Source organism: Providencia sp. AGC89 (genome assembly GCF_053543535.1).
The window spans coordinates 118285-133309 of record NZ_JBIXLP010000068.1 but is presented as its reverse complement, the minus strand read 5'-3'; the positions used below and the strand labels follow the sequence as shown (position 1 = coordinate 133309).

Annotated in this window: 13 protein-coding genes; 4 read left to right on the top strand and 9 right to left on the bottom strand. The window is 39.2% G+C overall.

From position 1 onward, the window contains the following. Positions 1 to 238 precede the first annotated feature (238 nt). Positions 239 to 718, top strand: coding sequence for a DUF4822 domain-containing protein (locus ACIPUA_RS14290; protein ID WP_071548305.1), 480 nt, complete (start codon positions 239 to 241; stop codon positions 716 to 718). A gap of 60 nt (positions 719 to 778) precedes the next feature. Here the strand turns inward: ACIPUA_RS14290 and ACIPUA_RS14285 are convergent, their stop codons facing one another. The 9 genes from ACIPUA_RS14285 to nrfA form a co-directional block, all read right to left on the bottom strand. After that, positions 779 to 1723 (bottom strand): phosphotransferase, encoded by a 945-nt coding sequence (locus ACIPUA_RS14285; protein WP_071548304.1) that lies wholly within the window; start codon positions 1721 to 1723, stop codon positions 779 to 781. Positions 1724 to 1813: 90 nt separating this feature from the next. Then, positions 1814 to 3166 (bottom strand): molecular chaperone, encoded by a 1353-nt coding sequence (gene yegD, locus ACIPUA_RS14280; protein ID WP_449059804.1) that lies wholly within the window; start codon positions 3164 to 3166, stop codon positions 1814 to 1816. A gap of 490 nt (positions 3167 to 3656) precedes the next feature. Further along, positions 3657 to 4055 carry a hypothetical protein gene (locus ACIPUA_RS14275; RefSeq protein WP_042845227.1) on the bottom strand — a complete coding sequence of 133 codons (399 nt, stop codon included), beginning with the start codon at positions 4053 to 4055 and terminating at the stop codon, positions 3657 to 3659. A gap of 322 nt (positions 4056 to 4377) precedes the next feature. Then, positions 4378 to 5418, bottom strand: coding sequence for a heme lyase NrfEFG subunit NrfF (gene nrfF, locus ACIPUA_RS14270; RefSeq protein ID WP_449059803.1), 1041 nt, complete (start codon positions 5416 to 5418; stop codon positions 4378 to 4380). Beyond that, a complete protein-coding gene (locus ACIPUA_RS14265; RefSeq protein WP_166686957.1) occupies positions 5411 to 7285 on the bottom strand; it encodes a heme lyase CcmF/NrfE family subunit in 1875 nt (624 codons plus the stop codon). Before ACIPUA_RS14265 ends, nrfF begins: the two co-directional genes overlap by 8 nt. Positions 7286 to 7309: 24 nt before the next feature. Beyond that, positions 7310 to 8266, bottom strand: coding sequence for a cytochrome c nitrite reductase subunit NrfD (gene nrfD / locus ACIPUA_RS14260; RefSeq protein ID WP_449059802.1), 957 nt, complete (start codon positions 8264 to 8266; stop codon positions 7310 to 7312). Further along, on the bottom strand, positions 8263 to 8934 hold the full coding sequence (gene nrfC / locus ACIPUA_RS14255; protein ID WP_042845223.1) for a cytochrome c nitrite reductase Fe-S protein: 672 nt from the start codon (positions 8932 to 8934) through the stop codon (positions 8263 to 8265). The genes nrfD and nrfC overlap by 4 nt, the downstream gene beginning before the upstream one ends. Then, on the bottom strand, positions 8931 to 9500 hold the full coding sequence (gene nrfB, locus ACIPUA_RS14250) for a cytochrome c nitrite reductase pentaheme subunit (protein ID WP_042845222.1): 570 nt from the start codon (positions 9498 to 9500) through the stop codon (positions 8931 to 8933). Before nrfB ends, nrfC begins: the two co-directional genes overlap by 4 nt. 47 nt (positions 9501 to 9547) lie before the next feature. Continuing rightward, positions 9548 to 10984 (bottom strand): ammonia-forming nitrite reductase cytochrome c552 subunit, encoded by a 1437-nt coding sequence (gene nrfA / locus ACIPUA_RS14245; RefSeq protein WP_042845221.1) that lies wholly within the window; start codon positions 10982 to 10984, stop codon positions 9548 to 9550. Positions 10985 to 11792: 808 nt separating this feature from the next. Here nrfA and napF point away from each other — a divergent pair. From napF to napA, 3 genes are read left to right on the top strand one after another with little or no spacing between them, the layout of a single operon-like run. Beyond that, positions 11793 to 12284 carry a ferredoxin-type protein NapF gene (gene napF / locus ACIPUA_RS14240; RefSeq protein ID WP_042845220.1) on the top strand — a complete coding sequence of 164 codons (492 nt, stop codon included), beginning with the start codon at positions 11793 to 11795 and terminating at the stop codon, positions 12282 to 12284. Further along, complete coding sequence (gene napD / locus ACIPUA_RS14235; protein WP_042845219.1) at positions 12274 to 12552, top strand: chaperone NapD; 279 nt, start codon at positions 12274 to 12276, stop codon at positions 12550 to 12552. Before napF ends, napD begins: the two co-directional genes overlap by 11 nt. After that, on the top strand, positions 12533 to 15019 hold the full coding sequence (gene napA / locus ACIPUA_RS14230; protein ID WP_048607977.1) for a nitrate reductase catalytic subunit NapA: 2487 nt from the start codon (positions 12533 to 12535) through the stop codon (positions 15017 to 15019). Before napD ends, napA begins: the two co-directional genes overlap by 20 nt. Positions 15020 to 15025: the final 6 nt, after the last annotated feature.

Genomic DNA, 15025 nt, shown 5'->3' with positions numbered 1-15025 from the left:
ACCGGGTAAAGCGGGATATTGGTTGATCAATAAATTGTTAAATAGTTAGGATTGAATATATTTATTCTAATTAATTTGTAATTGTTAGTATAACTGTAATTTATTTAGAACTCCTCCTCGTATGTAACAAAACATTTCCATGTAAATAAACGTAATAACATTATGATAATAAGTCTTATGTAGTTACCCTTAAGTTAAATCAAATGCTTGTTTGAGCTTGTTAGTTAAAGGAAATAAAATGAAAAGACTATTAGTACCTACATTATTTGCTGTTGTATCTACAATGTCATTTGGTATTCAAGCCGCTACGGCTCCAGCAGCAACGCAATCACAAAATGCTGAGCATAAATTAAATGCTTACGAAGAAATCATGGTTGGTAAAGTCTGGACAACAACGGAAGCTTTAGACCAAAACAAAAAAGAAGTCAGTGCCGATGATAAGCAAGTTTCTAACTTCTTTGGCTTAGCTGAATATTATCCAGATGGCACCTTTAATATGACTACATTTGATGGGAAACCAAAAATGAAAGGTGATTGGTCATTTGATGAGAATGGAAAAACCCGTTCATTAACTGCAAAAAATGATCAAGGGGAAGTGTTATTTACTCGTGTTGTAGAAAATGTCACTGTAACACCTGAAGAATATACTTATCGTATTTATCCAGAGCAAGATAACAAAGATAAGTACTTTGATATTGTACATAAAGTTAAAAAATAATTTTCTTATGGATGCCGCTTTGAGCGGCATCCATATTATCTAGCAACGTGCTGTTTTAAATTATAGCGTGTATTTTTTTAACAATTTTTCATCTAATATTAATGATAACAATGAAATAAATAAATTTCGTTGCCGTGTATTTTCCCATCCTTGTTCAAAATCAGACATTAACCAAATCACTTCATCTAAAAATAAATGTTTGATAGCTTGTTGCCAACAAGACTTTTCAAAAGGGGTAACTGTAATGAATTCAGAATAACCGAGTTTAAACAATTCCCATTCATCTACAGTAAAAATACGATTTGGTGCTGTTTCTAATACATTATGGAAAAGTAACAATGTTAAGGCTAAATCGAAAATCCTAGGAATATAAGTTGCATTATCGGGGTCTATAATAAAGGCTTGGTTGCACTCTAAATAAATTAAATTATCAGCTTTGTAGTCATAAGGCGTAGCAACAGCGGGTAAATTATATTTTCTTAAAACCGATTGGTTTTCAATAGTCTCTAGCATTAATCTTTTAAACTGATTTATATCTATAGCTAATTTATGCTTTATACAATGGTCATGTATGATATTGATATCATTGATTATATCGCTATCCTCAAGCTCATATTCATTATACTCACTGAGTTTTTCTTGATTATTGATAGAGGAAACCGAGTGTATTTTCCCCAGTAAACGGCCTGCTTCAATAATTTCATGTGTAGAAGCGCTATATTTACTTCCTTTAATAAACGGATAGAGCACCCAAACATCATTATTTATTTCTTGTGGATTTGGGGTAACTACTGAAATTGGTGTGACAATATTTATTTTCTTATTATTTAAATTGGATAAATAGCTTGCTAATCTGTTGGCATCATCAATATTAGAGCAAGTCTGTTTTAGTACATAGTCATGATTATTCTTATGTATTTTATATACTGGCGAATAAGGATAGATGCTTTCGATCTGACTAATATCTGTTAGCTTAAATTTTTTGAGAATATTATTAATTTTCATGTGACTACCAGCAACTGAAGAAGTAAGGTTAAAAGGCAATGTTAAACATTACCTTTTATTGTAAGTAGTCACTTAGAAAATAATGTGTTTTTATTTAAAACAGGTTTCAGCCCAGCGAGTTAGCCCTGCGGTAACGGAACCAAAATCATCTCCGCGTACGATAGGGATATTAGGCAATTCTTGGGAGATAGCTTGATGCAATATGGGTGAGCGAGCACTTCCCCCCGTAATGTAAATAGCATCAGGTTGCACTCCCCCTTGATTGACAGCCTCTTTAACTAGTTCAATCATTTTATTCTTTGGTGATTCTATTGATTCAATTAAATGCTCTCGTTGAATATTAACTTCAAGCGTTTCATTCAATAGCGTAATTTTAGCTAAATAATTAGCATCTTCAGATAAGGCAATTTTCGCCTCTTCAGCTTTACGGACAAGGCTATACCCAAGGGTTTCGTTATATACTTCTAGTAAGCGAGCCAATTTTTTAGGCTCTTTTGCTTCTTGTTTTAATCGAGTCAGCGCTGAAAGGTTTTGCCGCGAATAAAATTCTTTTTGGGCTTCAACATTATTTATCGCAATTGGGTTCCAAAACTGTAAAAATGGCATTTTAATACCTGAAAGCGACTGGCTTTCCATCCCAAAAAGTTGCATCAATTGTTTTAGCGCAATATAGATATCAAGATCATTTCCACCCACTCTTTGGCCACTATGGGCTAATAAGGAAGGGGTTCTATCTTGTGCGGTTCGGTAACTTGGCCCCATTTGAATTAATGAGCAATCAGTTGTTCCGCCACCAATATCAACAACTAGGATTATTTGGTCACTATTTAAAGTTGATTCATATTCAAGGCCAGCTGCGACAGGTTCAAATTGAAATGTAATATGATGAAAGCCTGCACGTTTTGCGGCACGATATAATATGGATTCTGCTTGCTGGTTAGCTAATTCTCCACCGCGACCATGGAAGTTAATTGGCCGTCCAATCACTGTATCGTCTATAACTTGTTGTAAGGTATGTTCAGCAGTATCTTTGATATTTTTCATCATGGCGCAAACAAGGTCTTCGAAAAAACTAATTTGTGTTTCATGAAGCCCGGAAGCGCCTAAAAACGACTTAGGTGATTTTACATAATAAACATCTCTTGGGTCACTTAAATATAAATCTAAGGCAGCTTGCCCGAAAACAATATCTTCAGGCATTAAATCGACCCCTTCATCTTGATTAAAAGTTATCGACCTTCTTAATATTTGCTGCCCAATTTCATCTGAAGGTGTGATTTTGCAATGACGAAATAGGTGTTCAGATACAGATTCTCGTGTTGGCGCGCACAGTGTTGATGGAATATATTTACTATAGCCCTCTAATGGTAATAGTGTCGGTATTCCGTCATTCATGATTGCGACAGCGCAGTTGGATGTACCGTAATCAAAGCCTATAAACATCTCGCCTCCAAAATAGTAACCTTGAAAAAAAGGGTTGTGACTTTATATCAAGCAATCAAGAATTACTACCAAAATAGCTAGTTAATTTAACGTTGCAAGATTAGAAAATGATAAGATAGGCATGACTTCGCTTTTCTCAAAGTCAGTTGTGTGATTAAGGTTATGGAACTATTTTTAATCTTTCTTAAGCAGATGTATGCCCTATAGTATATGGAGGTAGATAGAAAATTAACATATAGTGCTCATCTTAATTCTAACTTATCTTGAATGCAGAAATAAACAAGTTGAGAATATGAGAATATTGTTTATGCTGGTTTATTCGACCATTTATTATATTTTTATTATATGTAATTGAATCAATATAAAAACAACATACTTTATTTCGTTTGAAATGTGTAAGATTGAGTGATGGTTTTAGACGTAATTTAAATATTATTTTTATATTATTAATGTGTTAAATTTAACCTTGATTGTATTTTTATCCGGCGGATTAATTATTACAATATTTACCCCATATTATATTAAAATCATCATTAGGGAACTCTTTGTCTTTATCATCAATAATTGGGATAGAGACAACATTACGACCATCGTCATGACGATATGTTTTGACGATAAAACGTTTAAATGAATATGGTGTTTGACTGGTAAAAATGAGTACTTCTCCACAAACATAACCTAACATTCCGTGGTCAAGAGTTTCTCTTATCTCATGATATTTAACATTTTTATACTCTGCTGTTTTAGGGTCAACTAAAAAATCCTCAACTGCTTTTTGTGATTTTTCAATAATATCTAGATCAGGTGTATAGTTACTTGCGACACCGCCAATAAAGGACGCGCCAGCAATAAGGCCAACAACCAAGAATGAAAATATTTTATTTTTCATGTTTTTTATTTCTTATGTGATTGTTTTACATTCCTAAAATAACATCGTAAAAGAAAAATGTTTAATCGTATATAAGTAAGATTAAGAGCGTTAATTTTACTTACGTTATTATACACAGGTTTAATTTTAGGAGTTTAATATAGCGAATGTAGCATAAAATTATTTAATGTAATATAGAGATGAAATAATGATGAGCAGTAAGAAACGAAAAATTACATATTAAAATGAATTGACATTAATTAGGGGGGTATATTTGTTACTATAGTGATAATTTAGTATGTATTAACACTTAATGTAAAGATATTAATTTTATATATTTTAATTATTTTTTATTACCCATTATTTTTGCCATATGGATGGCTTCAATTAGTTGTGAACGATTAATACGGGAGCTATTGCTATCTAATAGTTTTTGCCAAATATCAATTGCTTGCTCGTAATTTGCATGCATAAATGCATCAGAAGCAACTAGCATTAAGGCTGTGACCTCATTGTTATCAAGAGCTAGGGCTTTATTAATTACAGCATGGGCATCTGGAGTCAGGTGCTGCCCTGCTTGATAATATAATACAGTTGCAATTGCGGAGTATATTTGTGCATTCTCATCGCCATATTTTAGTGCTCGATAATAAGCGATTAGTGCGTTGTCATAGCTGTTTTGATATAAATAATATTCACCAAGTGTTGCCCATAGTTCACTATTTTCAGGTGACTGACGAATATCATTTTGTAAACGTAACAAGTCATTTTGTTCTTGTTGTAACGGAGTGAATGATAAAAGAGGATCAGAGATACGTAAATATTCGCGATACGTCAGTTCAAAGCGGGGTATAAAGAAATAACCAATAATGGCGAAGAATAATACAATGATAAACACCGTGTTTCGTTTCTGTTGAGAAGGAGATTCATCAGTCACGGAGACTAAAAGTTGTTTTGTAGTTTGGGTTACTTCGGCGCTATCATGGCGATAATGATATTTTTGTCGGCGAGTTAAGTAGAATGTTAAACTTAAAATCCCCGCCAGAGCAATGATGGGTAATCCCCATAATAAAGCAGTTCCTAGCGTTAGCGGTGGGTTATAAAGAACAAACTCGCCATATCTATCAGTCATATATTGTTGGATTTGGCTCTTATTTTTACCTTCAGCTACCATTTTGAATACTTGATGCCGCATACTGACCGCAGTAGGGGCATTTGACTCTAATAAATTTTGATTTTGACATTGTGGGCAACGTAGTGATGAGGCAATTTGCAAAGAATAGTCTTGTTCTTCCTGCGAATTAAATTGCCACACGTCTACAATTTGTGCTTTAGCCATAAACGAAGCAAATAAGAAAATGAAAGTGACTAAAGCTTTATTCATGCTTTGTTCTTCCTTTTACCCAACCAATTAGCAGCCCAAAACACATAAATAACGCACCTCCCCAAATCCATTGAATGCCATCTTGCACATAAAAGCGTATTGCGTAGCTATTTGCACCTGTTTTCTCCCCTAAAACAGCATACCAATTACGTACCCAGCCCCAATAGGTTCCTGGTTCAATCATTAATTGCTGACGTGCCGTATAAAAACGGCGTTCAGTAATTAATTGGTGTAAGGGGTGGTTGGCTTGGGCAACTTGTATAACGGCTTTTTCAGTTGTGTAATTCCCCTTAGCAAGGAGTTTAAGCTGTTTAAATTGGAACTGATAATCTGCTAAAGAAACAGACTGCCCAATGGAAAGGTTGACACTAATTTCTTGCCGGCTACCAACGGAAAGGGCAATACCCGCAGCAAAAATAATTACCCCAGTATGGGCAAGAAGAGAGGGTAATTGTTGGTTAATTACACGAATTGGACGTAACCAAAAAATGCATAAAATAGCCATTAAAAACCCACACGAAATGGCGATAATTATTCCGTGTGACCATAGAACAATACTGAGTAATGTACTGAGGAGCAATATAACCGGAAATCGCCATTGGGTGATGAAAGGAATTTTCTTCGGTAGATTAAGCACGCTTAATGCCATAATAAGTAACATTAAAATGCCGAATGGGAGTAATGCTTGATTAAAATATGGCGCACCAACAGAAATTTTCCCCCAACCAAAGAGGGCATAAATCATTGGATAAAGCGTACCAGTAAGAACAATAAATAATACTGTAGCAAATAGGACTAATGTTAATAATAAGTAAGTATCACGTTTATTCACCTTAGCGGTTTTACTTTCTACATTTTTTGCTTTCCAGCCATAAATAAACAAAGCGATAAAGCTTAAGATACTAAATAGTAAAAATAGGGGAACGGCTCTCACATTATCAAGGGCAAAAGCATGTACAGACATTAAAATGCCAGAGCGTACAATTAATGTACCCAATAAAGATAAGATGAAGGTAAGAATGGCAAGTAATATTGACCAGTGCCGATATCCTTCAGTTTTCCTCGATGCGGATAAGCTATGAAGCAGGGCAGTGGCACTTAGCCAAGGAAGTAGTGATGCATTTTCAACAGGGTCCCAAAACCACCAACCCCCCCAGCCTAATTCGTTATATGCCCACCATGAACCCAGCGTAATTCCGAGAGTCAGTATACACCAACTTGGTACGGTGAAACGCCAACACAACCAAGCCGTGATTTGATTAAATTGGCCTGTGAGTATTGATGCGAGAATTAAGGCGGTCACAACCATTAACCCACTATAGCCTAAATACAGCAATGGAGGATGTAAAATAAGCCCCCAATGCTGCAACATTGGGTTGAGATCACGCCCTTCAATTGCGGGTGGGAAAATCCGCTCAAAAGGGTCTGAATAAAAAATAATGAACCATAATAAAGCGCCACTGATCATGGCAAGAAAGGTTAATGTCAGTGGGAAGACAAGATGATTTTGCTGGCGATAGCGCCAAGCAAATAATGCGCTCCAAGCCGATATAAACAGTAACCAAAGGAAAATTGACCCTTCATGTCCTCCCCATACTGCGGCAATCTTGATATATAAAGGGGATAAACGATGACTATGCTGTGCAACATATACTACGGAAAAGTCACTTTGGATAAAGCTGACGGTCAAACAAATATAGGCAGTAAGTAGCAGAAAAAACTGTGAATAAGTCCAAAGCACGTTCTGAGGCATTTGCCTCGGAACGTGTTGGATGAGACCAATAACTCCACTCAAAGCCTGAAAGCTAGCGATACATAAAGCCAATACAAGGCAGAGAAAGCCGATTTCAGGGAGTATTAGTTCCAATTATCACCTTTATGATTGAATGAGTTATGCAACTGTTAATTGCCCCGCATATAACACAAAAAAGCGTAAGCAAAATACACCTAATAAGCTGGCACCACTGATAATCAACACTCGAGATGCCCCTAGTCCTTTATCAGCCCATTTTTTTAATGTTAAAGGAATAATGAAGCCGAAACCGACGACACCAATCCAGAACCAAGTGGTCCAGAAACCGCCACCCAGCGCCGCAGTTAAGGAACGTATCTTCCCGTCATCGCCAAGTGCTAACCCAACAAAAAATGCAGCTAATAGGAATATTTCTAACCAAATCACATAGCCTTCAACTTTATGTAGAAATGCACTTTCAGGGTTATGAACATTTTTACGATAACGTAGGGCGATAGCAATTAGCGCGACTGCGATCCCCGACGATATCCCTGAAAATAGGAATAAAGCGGGTAAAATCGGGTTATTTAAGAAAGGGTACGATTTTAGTGCTGAGAGTAAAAAGCCAGTATAGGCTCCAAGTAGTACCGCGAGTACTAACATGATGATATCGAGAAAGCGTACAACGCGATTAAATAAGCTTAATATACGAGGAACAAAACTGAATTTAGGGAGCCACTTTTGTTGTAATGTAATCACCTCTTTTTCATATATTTTTGCTAACCAAATAACTAGAACTACCATATATAGCTGAAATAGCATGACCCCCATCGACATCACTGAAGTTAGGCTGTAGTGGAACATCAGTTTCCAAAACGTCCACGGACGAGTTAAGTGGAGGATCAAAATCAGTAGCCCAAATATGATGGTTGTTGGCGCAAGTATCAGTGTCGTTCTCATTAGAGTACTGTCACTGCCTGCCGCTTTGGGGTAATACTGACGTAGTAATACCGCCAGTACGACTAGCCCTGCCGAAATACCAATTAAGAATAGATAAACAGCAATTGGCCAATCCCAAACGAGAGATTCAAACTGGAAAGCTGAAGCTGTTGTCATTGGCTAACCTCCCCATATTTGAAGGGAACTCGATACATTTTGGGGTGTGTGCCGAGCGCTATTTTGAACCGGTATGTTGGTTTTTCTTTTAGCATTAACGAAATATCGCTATTAGGATCATCTAAATTACCAAATGTCAGTGCTTTGGTTGGGCAAGACTCGACACAAGCGGGTTGTTTACCCTTTTTTAGATTGGTTTTACGACAAAAATCGCATTTATCGGCGGTTTTACTCACGGGGTGAATAAACCTGACACGGTAAGGACAGGCTGCAATACAATATTGACAACCTACGCATAAGTCAGGGTTTACATCCACAATTCCAGTTGTTTTATCGATAAAAGAGGCCCCTGTAGGGCATACATCAACACAAGGGGCGCTCTCACAATGTTGGCAGGAATGGCGAAAAAAACGATATTTAACATCAGGAAACTGACCAATAGGTTCACTACGAATAATCGTTAACCGAGAAACACCTTCGGGGACTTGGTTAACTTCTCTACACGCATCCATACACGCCGTACAGCCGATACACAAGTTTTCATCGTGGATCATGCCGTAGCGAACCCCGTCTATTTTCATTGTATTCGCTAGAGTATGACTCGCTATCCCCCCCACCGCCGCCAGTGCGCCTGAGTAGATGATGAATTGACGACGAGAACAACTCATGGTTGCTCCTTACGCAATTTTACCGCTGCTGGGTTAAAGTCAGGGTTATTGCGTTGATCAGAGTGGCAGTCGACACAAATTTTCACTTTCCCTTTATCTGTCAGTACCTTCATAGTGTCTTGTTTAGGATGAAGGTCATGGCAGCTAGCACAGGCTACTTTGGTGACGTGGACATCATGTGGCCAAAACGCTTTTTGTAGCTGTTCGGGTAAGTGACAGGACAAACACACACTATTTTGCTGTTCCACACCGTACATTGGGTCGTTAAAACGCATAACATCTTTAACGCCTTCGCGGTGTTTTGGTCCAGGGTTCCCGTGACAATTGGTACAAGTTACCGGTAAGTTATTATTGGGGTTAATAACTTCTGCGTGCGTGCCGTGCATGCCTTCTTTGTCAGGTTTATGGCAGTCGATGCAAGCGCTATCTGCGCTACGCTGCGGTGTAACAACCCAACGGCCTTCTGCATTTTCTTGTGCAATCTGAGGTGTCGCGGATGCAGCCGCTGCCCATAATAAGCCTGTTGCCAGCACCCCAGCAGTTAATAACGAACGTAGTACGCTCATATTCACTCCATTGGTTAAATCGCCCTTAGGTTGCGGGCGAATCTAGTTTATTTGGCTAATAGGTTATTTTTACGAGCTTGGTCATCCCACTGTGGCACGACTGTTTTTAAGAACTCTTGTTTTTCTGCATTAATTTTTTGCATATCTAAACCAATAGCTTGCTGTGCTTTTTCTTTAGTCGAAATATCGGGAATAGCTATTTCATGGGTGATCCCTTTGGAACCTAGCAAGCGAGCTAATTTAGTCCGTGCATCCGCAGCCTTATCCATCGCGCCACCTAACATACGCAAACCTTCATCTGGTGCGTGCATATGAATACCGTGAGAGGCAATAGATAAATCCCAGCGCCATTGCGCATGACGAATATCGGTTAAAATTGGTTTCATTTCATCTTCGGTTGCACCTGCATCCCAAGCTGCTTTTGCTTCAAAGTGAGCACGAACTAACTGGTCTTCAACTTTGATTTTCATTTCTTGGATAGCGTGTTTACGTTCAGCGACAACATCTTGCAGTTGTTGTTTACTTTGAGTATGGCAAGTACTACAGGTTTGTTCGAAATTATCGAATGGGTTACCGATTTTATGACTGGTATACAGCTCACCTTTGTCGTTTTGCAGTTTAGGCATATGGCAGTCAATACAGGTCACATTATTTTTACCATGAATACCCGCACTCCAGGTTTCATACTCAGGGTGCTGTGCTTTTAACATGGGGGCTTTTGATAAGGAGTTTGTCCAATCAGAAAAACCGATATTATCGTAGTAAACTTCCATATCCTCGACTTTTGTCCCGTTATCCCATGGGAATTTCACTGATTTTTTATCGCCAGAGAAATAATACTCAACGTGACATTGACCACAGACCATGGATTGCTGGTCGAAGCGACTGGCTGTAGCAAATGGTTTACCAATGGCTTCCATTGCCCGTTCTGCATATGGGCGTGAGAGAGTTAACTCCGGTTTGCCTTTAGCAAAATCGGGTGAATCTGTTTTGTGGCAGTCGGCACAACCTAAAACATTCACAACTTCAGGACCGCCTTTTGCCCATTTGCCTTCAAAGTAGCCATCTTCGCCATGTTCTTGGATTAACCTAGCAACATCTGGGCTTTTACAGCTCCAGCATGCCATAGGCAATGGGCCATCTTGAGCATCTTTTGGCGCACCAGTTCGTAACGTTTCACGAACGTCGATAATTGCATAAGCATGGCCTCGTGGCTTGTTATAGTCACGAGAGAATGGGTATCCTGCCCAAAGTACCACTAAGCGAGGATCTTCAGCGAGCGCATCTTCGCGGTTGGATTGCTCTGAAGTTGCTCTCCATGAATGGTATTGATCTGGGTGAGCCGCCTCGAAAGTTTCATTTCGAGCATTAATAGTGGAAGTCGTATCTTTAGTGGTAGGGGTTTGTGCATGCACAGAGGTAAATAGAAATATTCCTGCCACCAAACTCAATAAGTATAGTGCATTATTTCTTATGTTTGCCATAAAGGGCCTCGAGTAATGTTAGCCAGCCATCCCTTCATTGTTCGAGTTGTTTTTTTTGCATGTAGCCTGTAACTCGGACGAATTTGGATATATTTTTGTTATATAAGTTTGATAGTAAGCGCACAGATGCTATCAAGACATTGCCAGCCTATATGTGTAACAAAAAACCACACTAAAAATATTGTTTTTGATCAAAAGATAATTTGTATTAAAGGAATAGAATGCAGAGAAATAATAAAAATGAGGTACTGTTAAATCTGATATAGTTATTAGTCACTAGTTTTCAAACTGTTTTAAATGAAATGGATCGTAATGATTCTTATTATTTAAAATAAAATTAATTTTAATTTAATTCGTTGATTTTATGTGTTTTTTTAAATTTCATTTACTCTTGTATTATTTTTATAATAAAAGAGTAAAAGTAAAATGTGCGTAATATCAAAAATATTGCATATATTTTTTTGCAAAATGACATTGCATATACCACTTTAGTAGTAGTTTTTGGTGTTAATTTAAACCCATAACATTAAAAGTTAGGTTTAATTTAAAAAATCATATTGAATGATTGTTAAAAAATAATTAATAAATTGTCTTAATTACCTCTTTTGGCTCTATTTTGAGGGTCAATTCCATCAATAAAACCAATGTCATCATTTTAGGGCGTAAGTCGTGTTATTACTCCTGTTACCTCCTAGGTAGTATGTATTTTTATAACCTCTCTCGTTAATATTTCTCATAAATACACATATAAAAAATGCGGTTTATTAGTACTTTTTAGTTTTCTTGTTGGCAATGTAAAGGAAAAAACATGGTTGATCTCACCCGTCGGGGAGTATTAACTGGTGCGTGGCGTAACGCAGCTCCAGTGGTTCGGCCGCCATGGAGTGGTAGTGAAGTGCAATTTATCGAATTGTGCACCCGTTGCAACGCGTGTGTGGAAAGTTGTGAAACTGCAATTTTGCGACCAGGCGCGGGCGGCTATCCCGTTGTTGATTTTAAACGCGGAGAATGTACTTTCTGTTACGCGTGTGCGGCATCATGCCCTGAACCTATTTTCCTATCAAAACATTCCCAACCTTGGGATATCTCAATTTCGATTGGCCAGAATTGCCTTGCGTATCTTTCGATCGAGTGTCGTCGTTGCCAAGACAGTTGTGAGCCAGAAATCATCTCTTTTCGTCCGTCACTGGCAGGTATTTACCAGCCAAAAATAGAAACGCAAGGCTGTACAGGCTGCGGAGCTTGTGTTGCAAGTTGCCCAGTATCAGCCATTACCGTGGAGCATGAACATGCACAGTAACTATCAAGTGTGCAGTTTAATCGTACAAGTAAAAAGTGAACGAATGTCTACTGTGACCGAAAAAATAGAACAATTTTCGAATTGTGAAGTTGCGTTAAGTTCTCCAGACAACGGAAAACTGATCGTTGTGGTTGAAGGTCAAGATAGCAGAGCATTGTTAGATACTATTGATTTAGTACGCGATATTGATGGTGTACTAGATGTTTCGCTGGTGTATCACCAGCAGGATGAGCAAGGTGAGGAAGATTATGAAACTCAGTCGTCGTAGCTTTATGAAAGCCAATGCGATAGCGGCCGCTGCTGCGGCGGCCGGTATTGGTGCACCCAGCATTGCGAAAGCTGTTGTTGGTCAACAGGAAAGTATCAAATGGGACAAAGCGCCTTGCCGTTTTTGCGGTACAGGCTGTGGCGTTCTGGTGGGAACGCAAAATGGCCGTATTGTAGCAAGTCAAGGTGACCCTGAGGCTCCTGTTAACCGTGGTCTGAACTGTATCAAAGGGTATTTCTTACCGAAGATCATGTATGGAAAAGACCGTTTAACACAGCCGATGTTGCGTATGAAAGACGGTGAATATGACAAAAATGGTGAGTTTACTCCAATCACTTGGGAACAGGCCTTTGATGTTATGGAAGAAAAAGTCAAAACCACATTGAAGGATAAAGGCCCTGAAGGCATCGGAATGTTCGGTTCAGGTCAATGGACAGTTTGGGAAGGCTATGCAGCGTCGAAACTGTTTAAAGGGGGCTTCCGCTCGAATAATTTAGACCCGAATGCTCGCCACTGTATGGCGTCTGCGGTTGTTGGCTTCATGCGTACTTTTGGTATGGATGAGCCTATGGGTTGTTATGATGATATTGAGCACGCAGATGCATTTGTTCTGTGGGGCTCGAATATGGCAGAAATGCACCCAATTTTATGGTCACGCATTACTAACCGCCGTCTATCTAATCCAGATGTACGTGTTGCGGTACTCTCCACATTTAAGCATCGTAGTTTTGAATTGGCGGATAACGGGATTGTATTTACGCCGCAATCTGACCTTGTGATCCTGAACTATATCGCAAACTACATTATTCAAAATAATGCAGTTAATCAGGAATTCCTCGATAAACACGTGAATTTACGTCGTGGTGCAACAGATATCGGTTATGGATTACGCCCAACTCACCCATTAGAAAAAAGTGCAAAAAATGCGGGTTCCGATGCATCAGAGCCAATGACATGGGATGAGTATAAGGCATTTGTCGCAGAATATACGTTAGATAAAACGGCAGAAATGACCGGTGTGCCAAAAGATCAATTAGAAGAGTTAGCGAAACTTTACGCTGACCCGAATACCAAAGTGGTATCTTACTGGACGATGGGCTTTAACCAGCATACTCGTGGCGTTTGGGCAAATAACTTAGCGTATAACCTACATTTATTGACCGGCAAAATCTCTCAGCCTGGTTGCGGTCCTTTCTCTTTAACTGGCCAGCCTTCAGCATGCGGTACTGCGCGTGAGGTTGGGACATTCTCTCACCGTTTACCTGCTGACATGGTGGTTACTAACGAAAAACACCGTGAAAAAGTGGAAGGTGTTTGGGGCTTACCTGCTGGCACTATTCCTGAAAAAGTCGGTTTACATGCTGTTGCTCAAGACCGAGCGCTCAAAGACGGCAAGCTGAACTTCTATTGGGTAATGTGCAACAACAATATGCAAGCAGGCCCAAATATTAATGAAGAACGCATGCCAGGCTGGCGTGATCCGCGTAATTTTATTGTTGTTTCTGACCCCTATCCAACAGTCAGTGCGTTAGCCGCCGATCTGATCTTGCCAACGGCGATGTGGGTAGAAAAAGAAGGGGCGTATGGTAACGCAGAGCGTCGCACTCAATTTTGGCGCCAACAAGTTAAAGCACCGGGTGAAGCAAAGTCAGATTTAATGCAGATGGTGTTGTTCTCTCGTCGTTTTAAAACGGATGAGGTTTGGTCTGAAGAGCTATTGGCGAAAAAACCGGAGCTACGTGGAAAAACCTTATATGACGTGTTATTTGCCAATGAAGCGGTGACTAAATTCCCTGTTAGCGAACTCGCTGAAGACCAGTTAAACGACGAATCTCGTGAACTTGGTTTTTATTTGCAAAAAGGCTTGTTTGAAGAATATGCAGGCTTTGGACGCGGGCATGGTCACGACCTTGCTGATTTCGATGAATATCATAAAGCTCGTGGTATTCGTTGGCCTGTTGTCGATGGCAAAGAAACCATGTGGCGTTATAGCGAAGGGAACGACCCATACGTTAAAGCCGGTGCTGGTTATCAATTTTACGGTAAGCCAGATGGTAAAGCGGTTATTTTTGCATTGCCATTTGAACCTGCGGCAGAGTCTCCAGATAAAGAATATGACCTGTGGCTATCAACCGGACGTGTATTAGAACATTGGCATACTGGAAGTATGACTCGCCGTGTTCCCGAATTACATCGAGCTTTCCCTGAATCATTAGTCTTTATACATCCATTAGATGCGAAAGACAGAGGGTTACGTCGTGGAGACAAAGTCAAAGTGGTTTCACGCCGTGGTGATGTGACGACGATTGTGGAGACACGTGGCCGTAACAGACCACCGAAAGGCTTAGTGTACATGGCGTTCTTCGATGCTGCGCAGCTAGTGAATAACTTAACATTGGATGCAACGGACCCACTTTCAAAAGAAACGGATTACAAAAAATGTGCCGTTAAATTAGAAAAGGTGTAATAGCTA